This window comes from Kitasatospora sp. NPDC002040, assembly GCF_040296785.1.
In the GTDB taxonomy this organism is placed as follows: domain Bacteria; phylum Actinomycetota; class Actinomycetes; order Streptomycetales; family Streptomycetaceae; genus Kitasatospora.
Genome location: NZ_JBEOXV010000002.1, coordinates 582,592 through 597,198, shown reverse-complemented (window position 1 = coordinate 597,198; position 14,607 = coordinate 582,592). Strand labels below are relative to the sequence as shown.

Sequence of the window (14,607 nt, the reverse complement as noted above, 5' to 3'; positions counted from 1 at the left end):
TCCCACCCCGTCTGTCCTCCGGAGGAACAGCCATGCCCGAATCGTCCCCTGTGTACCCCCGTCCCGCCGTCTCGCGCCGCACCGTCCTCCGGGCCGGCGGCGGCCTCGCCCTGGGCGCCGGCCTGGCCGGTCTCGCGCCGGCCGCCCCCGCCTGGGCCGCCCAGCACGGCACCCCCCTGTGCGACGAGGCCGGCGACTCGGCCGCCGCCCAGGGGATCGGCTCCAGCGACCTGGGCATCCCCTACTACCGCGAGCACGACGGCAGTTGGGGCTACGTCTTCGGCGACACCTGGGCCGGGATGCAGCAGTACGGCGACTACCTCGGCTCGCCGCTGATGCTCTGTCAGGATCGCTTCGACGCCTCGGGTTCGGCCCCGATCTCGTTCACCTGGGCGATGCCCACCGGCGGCCGGGCCGAGCAGCTGTTCGACTACCGGACCAACGCGGACAACGGGTTCGGTTTCGAGGTGAGCCGCATCCCCAACGACTGCATCGAGTTCGGCGGCCGCACCTACATCCAGTACACCTCGGTCGGCACCTGGACCCCGCCGGCCGGCTACGACGGGTCCGTGATGTCCGGCGTCGCCTGGTCGGACGACCACGGCATCACCTGGCACGACTACCCGTACCACTGGCCCGGCGACATGCAGGGCGTGAACCAGTCCATGTACGGGATGTGGTCGTTCGCGGGCATCGACCCTGACGGCTGGCTGTATATCTTCTCCAAGCGCTGGAACGGCACCCACCGCAACACCGCCGACGGCGGCGCGATCCAGCTGTTCCGGATCCAGCCCGGCGAGTTCCGGGCCGGGAACTTCGGCGCGCAGCAGAACTGGGCCTTCCTCGGCGGCCGTTGGCAGTGGACCACGGACGCCGCGCCCTCGCCGATCCTGACCGGCAACAACATCGGCGAGTTCTCGGTCAAGCGGATCGGCAACCGGTACTGCATGAGCTACTTCGACGTCGCCGACTACTCGATCTCCACCCGCACCGCGTCCCGGCCCGACGCCGCCTGGACCGCGCCCAAGCCGCAGATCGTCGGCAACAACGGCTGGCCGGCCAGTCACTGGGGCAAGCCGCAGGTCCCGACCCTGTACGGCGGCTACATCCACCCGGGCAGCGCGAGCGCCACCTCGCTCACCCTGATCGTCTCCCAGTGGCCCGGCGTCCTGCACCAACCGCCGTACCGGGTGCTGCAGTTCGACGGGATCAATCCCTGAGCCGCCCGCACGCCCGCTGACGAAGGAGAGACATGACCAGACCCGCCGCACGACGCGCGGCCTCCGGCGCCGCCGTCCTGCTCCTGGCCACGGCCGCGGTCGCCCTCGGCGGCCCAGCCGGGGCCCGCGGGGCCGGGCCCGTGCCCGGTCCGCTGAACCACACCGCGACGGCCGCGGCCTTCTGTGCCATCCCGCCCGGCCGGGACATCGCCGTCACCCGCAAGGTCTACGAGGTCGGCCAACGCCGGGGCGTGTCCGCCAAGGTGATGCTGGCCGGCTTCGAGACCGGCTGGGTGGAGACCCGGATGAACAACCTCGCCTGCGGACAGGACGACTCGCTGGGCGTGTTCCAGCAGCGGCCGTCGATGGGCTGGTGCACCCCCGACCAGTGCCTCGACGTCGGCTACGCGGCGAACAAGTTCTTCGAGGTCGCCCAGCAGATGGAACCCGACCACGCGGGCGGCACGCCCGGCCAACTCGCCCAGGCCGTCCAGCGTTCCGCCTACCCCGCCCGCTACGACCAGGCCGAGGGCACGGCCCGCGAGCTGATGGCCGAGGCCTTCGCCCCGTACGGGACGATCGGCGCCAAGTACGAGGGCCTGGGCGGCCGGGGCGGCTACCTCGGTGCCCCGGTGCGGGCCGAGGAGGACGCTTCGGCGGGCGGGCGGTTCCAGCTGTTCGAGGGCGGGATCGTGCTCTGGCACCCGGATGTGGCGTACGCCGTTCACGGTGACATCCTCACCAGGTTCTGGGCGACGGATGCCGAACGGCGTTGGGGTTTCCCGACCATGGACGAGGCCGATGCCTCGCGGGCTCCGGACGGGACCAGGGGCCGGTACCAGTTCTTCGAGCGGGGCCTCTTCCTCTGGTCGGCCGCCACGGGCACGCATGTGGTCCATGACGCGATCTACGACGCGTTCCACGCTGCCGGGCACGAGGCGGTGCTGGGCTACCCGACCGGTGAGGAGGTCGCCGAACCCGGCGGCGTCGCACAGCAGTTCCAGAACGCCACCATCCACTGGAACCCCACCCGGGGCACCTGGATCACCCACTGAAGGGGCGGTACGCGATGAAGTTCCCCCTCCGTCTCATCCGCGCGGCAGGCCTGGCCCTGGCGGTCTGCGCGCTCGCACTCCCGGGCGCACCGGCCGCCCACGCGGCCGGCCCCGACGAGCCGCTCGGGCGCGCCGAGGTGATGGACCGTTCCTGGTCCTGGATCGCCGAACAGGTGCCGTACAGCTGGACCGGCTGCCACCAGAACCAGTTCGGCTGCTACCGGCCGGACTGCTCGGGCTTCGTCTCGATGGCCTGGCACCTCGGCACCTCACTGACCACCTGGGACCTGTGGAACGTGACCCGGGGCATCCCCGCCGACGACCTCCAGCCCGGCGACGCCCTGCTCAAGGACTCCGACGGCACCGACCACGTGGCCCTCTTCCTCCGCTGGGCCGACGGCGCCCACACCCGGCCGGTGGTCCGGGAGGAGTACGACTTCGGGCAGGTGGCCGAGGAGCGGGTCTGGAACGACGGGCTGCGCGGGTTCGCGCCCCGCCGCTACGACCGGCTCGACGACCTCATGCCCTACGGGACGATCGGCGCCAAGTACGCCGCCCTGGGCGGTCCGGGCGGTGTGCTCGGGCAGCCGGTCCGAGGTGAACGCGACTCCTCGGCGGGCGGGCGGTTCCAGCAGTTCGAGGGCGGGATCGTGCTGTGGCACCCCGACGTGGCGTACGCCGTCCGCGGGGACATCCTCACCAGGTTCTGGGCGACGGATGCCGAACGGCGTTGGGGTTTCCCGACGATGGACGAGGCGGATGCGTCGCGGGCTCCGGACGGGACCAGGGGCCGGTACCAGTTCTTCGAGCGGGGTCTCTTCCTCTGGTCGGCCGCCACGGGCACGCATGTGGTCCATGACGCGATCTACGACGCGTTCCACAGCGGCGGGCACGAGGCGGTGCTGGGCTACCCGACCGGTGAGGAGGTCGCCGAACCCGGCGGCGTCGCACAGCAGTTCCAGAACGCCACCATCCACTGGAACCCCACCCGGGGCACCTGGATCACCCACTGAGCCGGAGGAACGGACCATGAAGCAGCACAGCAGGAAGCGGCTCCCGGCCGTCATCGGCGCGGCGGTCGCGGCAGTCGTCGTGCTGACCGGCACGACCACGGCGCACGCCGCCGAGGACCACTCCGCCACCCGCGCGGCGCTGAACTCGTTCCAGTCCGCCGCCGGCCCCGGCGCCGCCGTGTACGCGGGCAACTCGGCCGGCTCGTGGACGCTCTCGGCCGGCACCGGCACGATCAACACCGTCAAGCCGATCCGCTCCGACGAGCACTTCCGCATCGGCAGCCAGAGCAAGACCTTCACCGCGGCGACCGTGCTCCAACTGGTCGACGAGGGCCGGGTCGCGCTGGACGCGGGCATAGACACCTACCTCCCGGGCACCGTCACCGGGAACGGCTACGACGGCGCCCGCATCACGGTGCGCCAGCTGCTCCAGCACACCAGCGGAATCGCGGGGTACGACCCACTGGGCTCGATCGCCCTGGTCGAACCGGACGGCACCTACAAGCTGACCACCCTGATCCGGGAGGGCCTGAAGCGGGCCCCGGTCTCCGCACCGGGCGGCGGCTTCACCTACTCCAACACCAACTACCTGATCCTCGGCCTGCTGATCGAGAAGGTGACGGGCCAGCCGGTCCACCAGGCCGTCACCCAGCGGATCATCGAGCCGCTCGGCCTGACCCACACCGTCTTCCCGGTACCCGGCCACCGGTCCCTGCCGACCCCGTCCGTGCCCGGTTACCACGGCGGCCGGCTCGGTCCGTTCTTCTTCTGGAGCCCGGTCCTCGACTACGACCCCTCCGTCTTCAGCTCGGCCGGGGCGGTGATCTCCACGCTGGAGGACCTCACCACCTTCTACCAGGCCCTGACGGCCGGCCGGGTGGTGTCACCGGCGGCGCTGGCGGAGATGGAGCGGCCGAGCCCCGTCACCCCCATCCCCTACGGCCTCGGGATCGTCCGGACGACCCTGTCCTGCGGCGGCGACGCCTGGTGGCACAACGGCGCGGTCCCCGGCTACCTCAGCGAGACCATGGTCACCAAGGACGGCCGGCACGCCTCCGTCATGACCAACGCCTACCTCGCCTCCAACCCGCCGCTCCAGCAGCTGAACACCCTGCTGGACACGGCGCTGTGCGAGAAGTAGTCCACTGACCCCGCCACCTGGCGCGGGCACCGGTCGGACCTGAGCGACCGTCACCTTGGCGGCGGCTCCCCTCGGCGGAGGGGAGCCGCCGCTGCGGCTTGCGCGAAACGCTCGACCGTGTCCGGGTCCGGGTCCGGGTCAGGCGCGGGGGTGGTCGGTGGTCTCGGTGGTGAGGTGGTGGTGCCAGGGGACGGGGGTGGCGGGGGTGGGGACGAAGGTGGTGAGCAGCTGGTCGAGCTTGCGCTGGCGCCAGTCGCGGTCCTTGGCCGGGGTGGCGTCGTTGAGGGCGGTGAGGCGCTGCTGGGCGGTCATGCCGACGGTGTGGCGGTTGGGGCCGATGGCCTGGGCCACCGCGCCGAGGGAGGCGAAGGAGAGGCTGTCGGGGGCCGGGTCGGCGAGCGGAACGGCAGCCGGGTTGGTGCCGGTGAACGGGGTACGGGGGTCGAGGTGGCCCTGCTCGCGGAGGTCGATGAGCTCCACCAGGAGGGTGCTGCGCAGGCGTTGGAGCTCCTGCTCGACCTCGGTGCGCCGGTTGCCCCAGCTCTGCTTGAGGATCGCCTCGGCGTCGGTGTCGAAGCGCTTGAGCTCCGTCTCGGCCATGCCCGTGTAGATCCGGGCGAGGTGGACGGCCTCCGCGCCCGCCGTCGGCGGGCCCAGCTCCAGCGGGCGCCGGCGGACGGCGGTGATGGCGGCACCGGCCTGGTCGGCCGGGTCGACGCCGGTCTCCTGGCTGATGATCTGCCAGCCGTCGGTCGGGCTCTTCCAGAGCAGGTTGGTGACCTCGTAGAGCGCGGACTGGGTACCGCTCTCGTACTCCTCGGGGCCGAACCAGTCGGTGGGCTGCTGGGTGCGGCGGAAGTCCAGGGCGCTGGAGTTGTTGGTGCTGCAGGACTGGTAGTGCCAGGCCGTGAAGGTGTCCGGAGTGGCTCCGGGGGTGACGGCGAGGGCGCAGCCGTTCATCACGGCGGTGAAGACGAACTCCGAGCCGGGGGTGCCGGCATCCGGGTCGAGCGGCACCGGAGTCGAGCCCACGGTGTGGAGCTGTCCGCCCGGGGCGCCGGCCAGGTAGGGGATGTAGGAGGAGGTCAGGTACTGCTGACCGGCCGGCGGGGTGGCGAAGCGGTCGGCGAAGCGGGAGACGAACGGGTGGTCCGGATGGGCCTCGACGTACTTCTCGACGGCCGGGGTGAGTACGAGGGCGTTGTTGCGGCGCGGGTCCGGGACCAGCGTGAACCAGTTCCGGGGCTGGGTGTTGGCCCAGGCCATGAACTCCCGGGACTCCTGTTGGCCGAGGCCGGGGCTGCGCAGCTCCAGGCCGAGGGCGCCGTCGTAGGAGAGGATGTGCTGCTGCAGGAACGCACCCGGGTCGGTGGTGAGTTGGGCGTGCGCGGCCACCGGGTCCGCGAGAGTGAGCGGCTGGGCGGTCGGCAAGTCCGTTGCAGGGGCGTCCGCCTGGGTGGTGCCGAAGAGGCTGCCTAGGCTGAACGGTGCACCGAACTCGGCCTGGAGGCCGCGGTCCGGAGTGAGGCCGGGGAGGGTGGACTCGTCCGGCCCGGCGGCCGAGGCCCAGACCTTCCAGCCGCCGGTGCGTGGGTCCGGGAGCGAACCGGGCTCGGCGTCCCAGGACTGACGGGTGCTCGGGTCGACCCAACGGAGCTGTCCGTCGGTCCCGTTGACGAGCGCGACGGTGTGGCCGACCTCGCCCTCCCGGCCGACCAGCACGGTGGCGAACGAGCCCGGGCCGCCGCGCCGGACGTGGTCGAGCAGCGAGTCCACGGCCGGCTGCCCCTCGCCGAACAGGTGCGGCAGGTCGTGGCGGTGGTCGAGCACCCGGGCGGCGCCCGGCTCCACCGCACCGGAGCGGGTCTGCCCGGACGGGCGGGGGCGCCCGAAGTGCGTGTCCCGGTACGCCTCGACGGCCTCCAGGCAGCTCTGCAGGTCGTCCCCGAGCCGGAAGCCCGGGCCGGGGCTGACCGGCTCCCGGTGCGGCGTGATCAGGCCGAGCAGCTCCGGCGTCGGCTCGGGGAAGCGGCGTCCGTCGGTGAACTGCCGCAGCGCGGCGTGCTGTTCGGTGTCGGCCGGACGGTAGCCCCGGTCGTGCAGGACGGCGTCGGTGTTCTCGTACGCGGGCGTGCGGCGGCGCTTGGCCGGGGGCTCGCCGCGGTCCTGGGCGGGCGCGGACCGGACCGGGCCGAGCTGGAACGCGGCGGAGGCCGGCGGAGGCGGCGAGGGGACGTGCTCGCCGTCGCTGTCGCTGTCGTCGTTGAGCGTGAAGTCGTCGTCGAACAGGCTGGGCCCGCTGTCCGAGGACTGGAGCCGGAACGGCGCCTCGGGCGAGGGCGGCCGTACCTCCGGGGCCGGCTCCGGCGACGGAGCGGACTCCTGACGGGGCGTCGGGACCGGGCTGCGCTCGGGGGTGTGCATGGGGGTGGGCTCGGGGACCACCGACGGTTCTACGGAGGGCTCCACGGACGGGGAGTCGCGGAGGACCTCGTGCGGCCGGTCGTCCAGGTGGAGCAGCGCCACCAGCAGCTGGTTCTGCTGCCAGTCGGCGGCCCGGCCGGTGAGCTCGGAGGTGTACTGCTGGAACGGCGAGCCCTGCTGCGCATAGCCGTTGAGCACGTCGGCGATGACCTGGACCTGTTCGGGCCGGGGTGCGGTGGACTCGCCCTGGAGCTCGGCGGAGTCCTTGAGCTCCTGGATGTACCCCTGCTCCAGCTCGCGGATCGCCGCCGCCACGTCCGCCAGTCGCTGCCTGGCCTCGGGGACGGTGCCGAGCGGGATCTGGGAGAGGTCGTCGCCCCGCATCATCAGGCGCTCCTCGGCCCTCCGCCCCTGCGGGGAGAGGGAGTGGTCGAGGGCCGCCCGCTGCTCCGGGGTCATGCCCGCGCCGAGCAGGTCGCCGAGCCGGTCGTAGTCCTGGCCGAGCGCCTCGGCGAAACCGTACAGCTGGTCGCTCTTGAGGTCGAAGGCCTTGCCGGAGGTGTCGTCCACGGGCAGGGTGGCCAGCCAGCCGTCGGCGACCTCGCGCTGGTAGACGGCCTTGCGCAGCTCGTCGTACGCCGGGGCCTCCTCGACGGCCGCGGTCCAGTCGTTCCCGGCCGCGAGGGCGTCGGTGACCTGCTGGAGCCGCTCGCGGACGGCGACTGCCGCGTGCGAGCGCTCCAGCGCGTCGGCGCTCTTCGTCCCGTTCTCGGCCAGCTCGCGCAGGGCGCGCTTGCCGGCCGGGTCGGCCACGCCGTCCGTCCGGTCGGCCTGGTCCGCCAACAGGTCGGCGGCGGCGCGCAGTTCGCGCACGGCGGTGTCGACCTCGGCCCGGGTGGCCGCAGGCTTGAGGGCGTCCGCCCAGGACCGCTCCAGCCGGGCCCGGGTGTCGCCGGACAGGTGGTCACCGGCGCGGGCGGAGAGGTCCTGGGCGGCGGTGGAGGAGACCGCCTCCGGGTAGGGCGTGGTGGAGGTGACGGGGGAGAAGTAGGGGCGGCCGGTGAGCTGGCTGGTGCCGGTGGTGTTGGCGCCCTCCTGGACGGCGGGCAGGCTGCCGAGCTGGAAGACCTGCTCGAAGGCCTGCTGGTCGAGCGGGCCGGAGCGCAGCACCAGTACGTCGTCCGGGCCGAGCCCGTCGAGCAGCCGGTTCAGGCCGTCCGCGTCCAGGCCCGGGTCGGCCAGGTCGGCGCGCTTGAGCCAGGGCTGCTCGTACGGCGGGGCGTACGGGATGTCGTGGTTGCCGACCTGGAGCAGCACGGCCGGCCTGCCCAGCCCGGCCTGGTGGATGCCCGCCGCCAGGTAGTCGGGGGCGCCCGCCTGGCGGTCCGGGGTGAGCCGGGCCAGACCGTAGAGCGGCATCAGGTCGATCCGGCCGGTGGCCACCCGGTCGGCCACCGACCGGAGGTGCGGGTGGTCGGTGAAGGAGCTCGGGTCCGGGGCCGGGACGTGCTGCTGGAACAGGGCGTTCTTCCGATCCACCGTCCCCTCCAGCGGCAGCACGCCGAAGCCGCCGTCCTCGGTGCGGGAGAAGACCGCGCGGCTGGACATCCCCCAGGCGTAGGGTGCCAGTACCACCGCCTGGTCGGCGCCGGTGTAGGAGAGCAGGGCCTTGGCGTTGTCGCCGTCCGCCCCGATCTCGTCGCTGGCCGCGACCAGGGTCAGGCCGCCGGGCCGGACCGGGGCCGTCCCGTTCTCGCCGTGCGGGTCGAACTCGTCCGGCGCGTAGTGGACCTGGCCGCCACCGAGCAGCTCGGCGTCGAGCATCCGGTCCAGCCGGGCCCGCACGTTGGTCGGCGCGACCAGGTTGACCTGGCCGTCGTAGCCGAGCTCACGCAGTGAGCGGATCATGTTGACCGCCGCCGCCTGGTGGCCGGAGCCGGGGCCGGAGGCGACCACGACGGTGACCTCGGACCGGCCGGCCAGCTTCTGCAGCACCTCCTGCCTGGCCTCGACCTCCAGGTCGGTCGGCGGCACGCCGCCCCGCCGGTGGGTGATGACGTCCCGCAACTGCTCGGCGCTCTCCGGCTGTTCACCGCTGAGCCGCCACAGGGTGTGCTCGGGCACCTCGCGGCCGAGGTCCTTGAGCAGGTCCGGGCCGTGCGCACCGCCGAGCAGGTCCCGGACGGCGTCGAGGTCGCCCGCGCGGACGTCCCGTACCTGCCGGGCCAGGGTGCCGGGATCGGCGATGCCGTACCGCGCGGCCAACTCGGCTGCACGGGAGGCAGGTTCGGGCAGCGCCCGGCCGGTGGACGGCCAGGTGTGCGGCGGGGTGCCGGAGTCCGGGTGCGCCGGGCCGGCCTGCGGCGGCGGGGACGGGAGGCCGGTGTCGGCCTCGGCGGTCGCACCGCGCTCGATGGGCTCCGGACGGTCGGCAGCCTCCTGCGGCGGGGTGTCGCCCTCCACCCGCGCGGTGAAGTCGCGCAGGCCCTGGTACAGGTCGTTCTCGGCGTCGGTGGCCTGCACCGGATTGGCCGGGGCGCCGTGCAGCGCGGACGGGTCGGGACCGTACAACCGCTCCAGCAGGGGCAGGAGTTCGGGCTCGTTGGCCCGCACCCAGTCGGCGCCGTTGTTGCGCGGCTGGCCGGTGTACGGGTCGGTGCCGTGGTTGGTGCCGAGGTAGGCGTTGCTGACCTGGGCGAAGTACTCGTGCTCGTCCCGGGCCGCGTAGTTCTCCGCCTCAGTGCCGTCCTCGCGGCGGCGCGGGCCGTCGGACCACTCCGAGGGGCCGTCCTCGTTGAACAGGCGCGGGATCGCTTCGCTGTCCAGCTTCGCCCCGAAAGTGTCGGTGATCAGCTGCCGGTCGGCGTCGGTGAGGCCGAACTTGTGGATGGTGTGCGCGAGTTCGTGGGTGGTGGTGGAGTAGCCGTCGCTGTAGTGCGGGTCCGGGCCGACGGTGGTGCGCTCGCCGAGCAGGTTCTCCTCGGTCACGGCGGCCCACTTGGCGCCGGAGCCGCGCACGTCGTCCCAGCCGCGCCCGCCGCCCGCCTCGCTGTCGGCGGTGCGGCCGCCCAGGTGGGCGAACGGGGCGAGATCGGTCATCGGCACGTCCTTGGGCACCACCACCAGGCGGCTGCCCTCGGTGAGCAACCGGGCTGCGGTGTCCGGGTCCTGGAGCATCCGGGCGAGCTGGTCCGTCGCCTCGGCCCGGGCGGAGGCCGGACGGTCGGTGCCGCGGTCGACGTCCACCATCAGCTGGGCGGCGGTCCTGGCGAAGTCGCCGGCGGGCAGGGTGTCGCGCAGCGCCGCGACGAAGGCCGGGTCCCGGGCGAGCCCGCGCCGGTCCGAGGCCGGGAGCGACTCGATCGCCTGCGCCCGCTCACGGGGCGGGAGATGGGGCAACTCGCGGGTCAGGTCGGCGAGGTCGGCCGGCCTGGTGACGGCGTAGTCGTCGCGCTGCGGCGCGGAGCGGGGGCGGTCCGTGCCGTCGTCCCGGCGGTCCGTGGAGCGATCCACGGAGCGGTCCGCAGAGGGGTCGACGGAGCGGTCGGCGGCCGTCGGCGGGGGAGAGACGTCCTGCATGTCGATGTCCGACTGCTGGGTGGCGGACGGCTCGGCGGCGGTCGGCTCGGGGGCCGGGGTGAAGTGCTCCCGGAGGATGCGCTGGCCCTCCACGTAGGAGGAGGAGTCGGTGCTCCGGTAGCCGTACTGGGTCGGGCTGTAGGCCGAGCCGTACTGCTTGGCCAGGCCCTGGAGCACGTTCCGGGCCTCGGTCGGGGTGAGCTTCCGGTCCCGGCCGAGCATCTCGCCCAGGCGCTTCTCGATCTCGGCGCGCTTCCTGTCCTTGGCACCCTCGAGCGGGGCCGGGACCCGGTCCTTGAACTCGCCCAGGTTCTGCTCGAAGCGCTGCTTCTCGGCCTGCTGACCCTGCACCAGGGCCTGCACGAACGCCTGCTGCTCCGGCGTGCCGCCACTGCCGAGCCGGCCGGCGTCCAGCGACGGGTAGAGGGTCTCGGCCACGTACGGACGGGAGGACCAGAGCGAGCTCTGCTTGTCGTCGATGTGGCCCTCGGACTTGTCGGCGGTGATGTCCAGCCAGCCCAGCTCCTGCCTGCCGCCCGCACCGTCGGCCTTGCTGATCACCAGGTCGGGGCGGGTCGAGCCGTGCGTCACCTGGGTGTCGATGCTGTAGCCCGCCGGGAGGGTGACGTCGTCCTTGATCATCTGAGTGGTCATCGACTCGACCACGTAACCGAAGTGACTGGGCAGCCACTTCTGGATCTCGGCCCGGCGCTCGGGCGTGGTCGCCGGGTCCGACCACTCGTTGTAGTTCCTGGTCCAGAGCCTGGTGTGGCCGTCCAGGTCGGGCACCGAATCCGGGTTGGCCAACGCCAGCCGGGCGGCCTTCTCGACCTGGGTGTCGATGTCCTGGGCGAGCCGGCGCACCACGTCCCGGTCCGCCGGCGCGAGCGTGCTGCCGTCGGTGACCACGGAGAGCACACCGAAGGTCGGCGCGTCACCGTCGAAGACCGACAGGTCCGTGCGGGGGTTGACCGAGTCGCCGGCCGAGTCGGAGGTGGCGGCCCAGACGTGCTTGCCGTCGGCCCAGTCACCGGGCAGGGTGTCCGGCCGGGCCTCGCGCACGTCCCCGTTGCTGGGGTCGGCCCAGCGCAGCACGCCGTCCTGACCGTGCACCAGCGCCACCACGTGGCCCTGGGTGCCGGGGCCGTCGGAGAAGAGGACGGTGGAGAAGCTGCCGGGACCGGCGGCGCGGACCTGGCCCAGCACCGAGTCCACCCCGGGTCGGCCGGTGCCGTGCGGCACCGGCGTGCCGTGACGCTTGGTCAGCGTCCAGGCGGAGTTGTGCTCCGGGACGGAGGAGTGCGGGAGCGCGGAGGGGCGCGGGTTGCCGTAGTGGGTGTCGCGCAGCGCCTCGACCGCCTCCAGGCAGCTGTAGAGGTCGCCGCCGTCCATGGTTGCGGTGTGCGGGTTGACGTGGTCGAGCAGCTCGGGGGTGAGGTCCGGGTGCGGGGTGCTGCCGTGCTGGTTCAAGTGGTCCGCGAGGGCCTGGTACTGCTCCCGGGTGGCGGGCTCGTAGCCGCGGTCGCGGAGCGGCCCGGCGGTGTTCTCGTACGCGGGGGTGCGCTGGCGCTTCGGGCCTTCGGGACGGCCCTGCTGCGGGAGGCTGTCGTCCTCGCGGCCGCGCTTGGTGCCGCGCGGTTCGGGGGCCGGGGTCGGGGCAGTGTCGGGGGTGGGGCGAGGGGTGAACCGGGGCCCGCCGGTGGGCTGTTGGGCCCCGGGGCGGTCGGTGCGGTCCGTACGGGGCGGGGTGCCCTGGACCGGGCCGGTGGGTCGGCCGATCGGACCGAGGCCGCCGCTCCGGCCGGGTGCGGGTGCGGGTGCGGACGTTGGTGTCGGGGTGGCGGCGGGTGGCGGCGGGGAGGCCTGGGCGGCCGGCGGCACCTGGGCGGGCGCCGGATCGGCGGTGGGCGGCAGGAGGGTGTCCGAGCGGTCCGGGGTGGGCGTCGCCGACGGCCGCGGCGCGGTGATCGGTCCGCCCGCGATGCGGGTGCCGCTCTCGGCCGCGGGTGCGTGCTCGGGGGTGGGTGCGTGCTCGGGGGTGGGGGTGTGCGGGGCCGAGCGGTCGACGGGTGCCGGGCCCGCTTCCTGGTGCGGCGCGGGCTGAGGGGTGTGCTGCGGCTGTGCCTGCGCCTGCGTCTGCGGCACGGTGGTCGGGTCGGTGTCGGCCCGTGCGGCGGCGGGCCGGGGCTCGCCCTCGGGGCGGACCGACGGCGTCTCCTGCTGGGTGGGCGTCCGGCTGCCCGGGTCGGACGACGGATCGGCCTGCTGCGGCGGGACGTTCGGCTCGGGTCGGACGGCGGCCGGGGTCTCGGCGGTCGGGGTCTCGGTCGGCCGGGTCTGTGCGACCGGGCTGTCCGGGGTGCGATCGGTCACCGGGACGTCGTGCGAACCGGACTGCTGCTGCGGAACGTTGGGCTCTGGCCGGACCGTCGCGGGGGTGTCCTGCTGCTGCGGGACGTTCGACTCCGGGCGGGTCGCCGCCGGGGTGTCCTGCTGGGGACGGACCGCCTCGGTGACCGGCGGGTTGTCGGCCTGCGGACGGATCGCGGGCTCCGGCCGGGCGGGAGCGGCCTCTGCTTCGGGACGGACCTGCGGTGCGGGCGCGTCGGCCTGACGGGGGCTCGGCGAGGTGTCGGCCTGCGGTACGCGGTCGGGGGCCGGTGCGGCGGGCGGTGTGGGGGCGTGCTGCTGCTGGCCGGAGTCGGCGCTGCGAGGGGACGGCTCGGTCTGACGCGGCGTCGGGTCCGACTGCACCGCCGGAGGGCTCTGGTCGGCCCGGGCCGGGGCCGGACGGGAGGAGGTCTCGGCCGTGGCCGGGGCCTCGATGTGCGCGGCGGCCTGCGGGCGCGGGGCGCTGCTGTCGGGGGCCGGGGCGTGCTGGGCGGAGCCGGCGGGCGTACCGCCGAACGGCGCGGTGTCGCCGCCCCGTGAGGTGGTGCCGGAGACCGTGCCGGTGCTCGAACTGCCGGGGTGGGAGCCGCCGGTGCCGGTGCTGATGCCGGTGTCGTGGCTGCCGGAGCCGGTCCGGTCCGAGCCGAACGGTGCGAGGCCACGGCTGCCACCGGCGGTGGACGGGCCGGTGCCGCCGTCGCCGCCGACGTCGGTGGAACGCGAGCCGCCGGCGGGGCCCTGGTACGCCTGAGCGCTGCGGTCCCCGCCGCCCGCGCCGTCGGGGGAGCTGTGGGAGCCGGCCGAGCCGCCGCCCGGCTTCCCGCCGAAGGTCGGCGGGGCATCGGCGCCGGGAAGGCTGCCGCCCGTCGGGATGTCCGGGACGCCACCCTCGCCGAACTTGCCCTTGATGGCCGAAGCACCGTGCTGCAGACCGACGTTGGAGCCGCCGCTGAGGCCGGAGCCGAGCAGGCTGCCGCCGTCGACGGTGCCGGTGGTGATGAGCTGGGTGGAGACGTCCGCTCCGACGCCGACGGCCGCGCCGTGCACCATCTTGCCGCCGACGGTCTCCATCGCGTTGCCGAGTCCGGCCTTGCCCGCCGCCGAGCCCAGGCCCTTGCCGATCAGGTGGCCGGAGGCCCCGCCGACCGCGCCACCGAGCGCGCTCTGGCCCAACTCCTTGGTGTCGAAGCCCTTCCGGTTGCCCTCGACCACCTGGATGGTCTGGGCGAGCATGTTGATGGCGACCTCCTGGGCGGCCTCCTTGGCCGCGTACTCCAGTGCCTCCTTCAACAGCTTCTTGAGGACCTGTTGCACGACGGTACGGGTGACCGCGACCGCCGCCGGGATGGTGGCCAGCGAGGCTCCGGCGGTGAACGGCGCGGAGGCTTCGGCGGTCGCGATCTCGAAGGCCAGGATGCCGAGTTGGGCCACGATCTGGATCTTGGCGGTCTCGGTCGAGTTGGCCATGCTGTCCAGCATCTCGCCCATGCCCTCGCAGGACTTGACCATGCTGGGGAAGAATCCCGGGTCGTCTTCGGTGCCCTTGCCCACCGCGAACTTGGCCCAGTGTGCGGACAGGCCTTCAGCGGCCTTGCCCTGTTGGCCGTCGAGCGCCCGCTGGACGGCCGAGTTGACCGAGGTGCCGACGTCCGCCAGGGTTTCCCCGGCGGCGCGCCAGCGGTCGGCCATCTCGCGCATCACGTCCTCCTCGCCCTCCGGCCAGCGGGTGCCGGCCAGCAGGAGCAGGACCCACTGGAGGGGTTCGGGGAGCTCGACCGCCATGG

Annotated in this window: 5 protein-coding genes; 4 read left to right on the top strand and 1 reads right to left on the bottom strand. The window is 73.7% G+C overall.

From position 1 onward, the window contains the following. Positions 1-32 precede the first annotated feature (32 nt). Genes ABT118_RS07995 through ABT118_RS07980 form a run of 4 tightly spaced genes read left to right on the top strand, consistent with a single transcriptional unit; the run spans position 33 to position 4,429 of the window. Complete coding sequence (locus tag ABT118_RS07995; protein ID WP_350645831.1) at positions 33-1,220, top strand: glycoside hydrolase family 183 protein; 1,188 nt, start codon at positions 33-35, stop codon at positions 1,218-1,220. A 32-nt stretch (positions 1,221-1,252) separates the two neighbouring features. Continuing rightward, complete coding sequence (locus ABT118_RS07990) at positions 1,253-2,275, top strand: LGFP repeat-containing protein (protein ID WP_350645829.1); 1,023 nt, start codon at positions 1,253-1,255, stop codon at positions 2,273-2,275. 14 nt (positions 2,276-2,289) lie between these two features. Next, complete coding sequence (locus tag ABT118_RS07985) at positions 2,290-3,288, top strand: NlpC/P60 family protein (RefSeq protein WP_350645827.1); 999 nt, start codon at positions 2,290-2,292, stop codon at positions 3,286-3,288. 16 nt (positions 3,289-3,304) lie between these two features. After that, a complete protein-coding gene (locus ABT118_RS07980; protein WP_350645825.1) occupies positions 3,305-4,429 on the top strand; it encodes a serine hydrolase domain-containing protein in 1,125 nt (374 codons plus the stop codon). A 138-nt stretch (positions 4,430-4,567) separates the two neighbouring features. On the opposite strand, the gene ABT118_RS07975 is transcribed toward ABT118_RS07980, so the two are convergent. Then, positions 4,568-14,605 carry a WXG100-like domain-containing protein gene (locus tag ABT118_RS07975; protein ID WP_350645823.1) on the bottom strand — a complete coding sequence of 3,346 codons (10,038 nt, stop codon included), beginning with the start codon at positions 14,603-14,605 and terminating at the stop codon, positions 4,568-4,570. Positions 14,606-14,607: the final 2 nt, after the last annotated feature.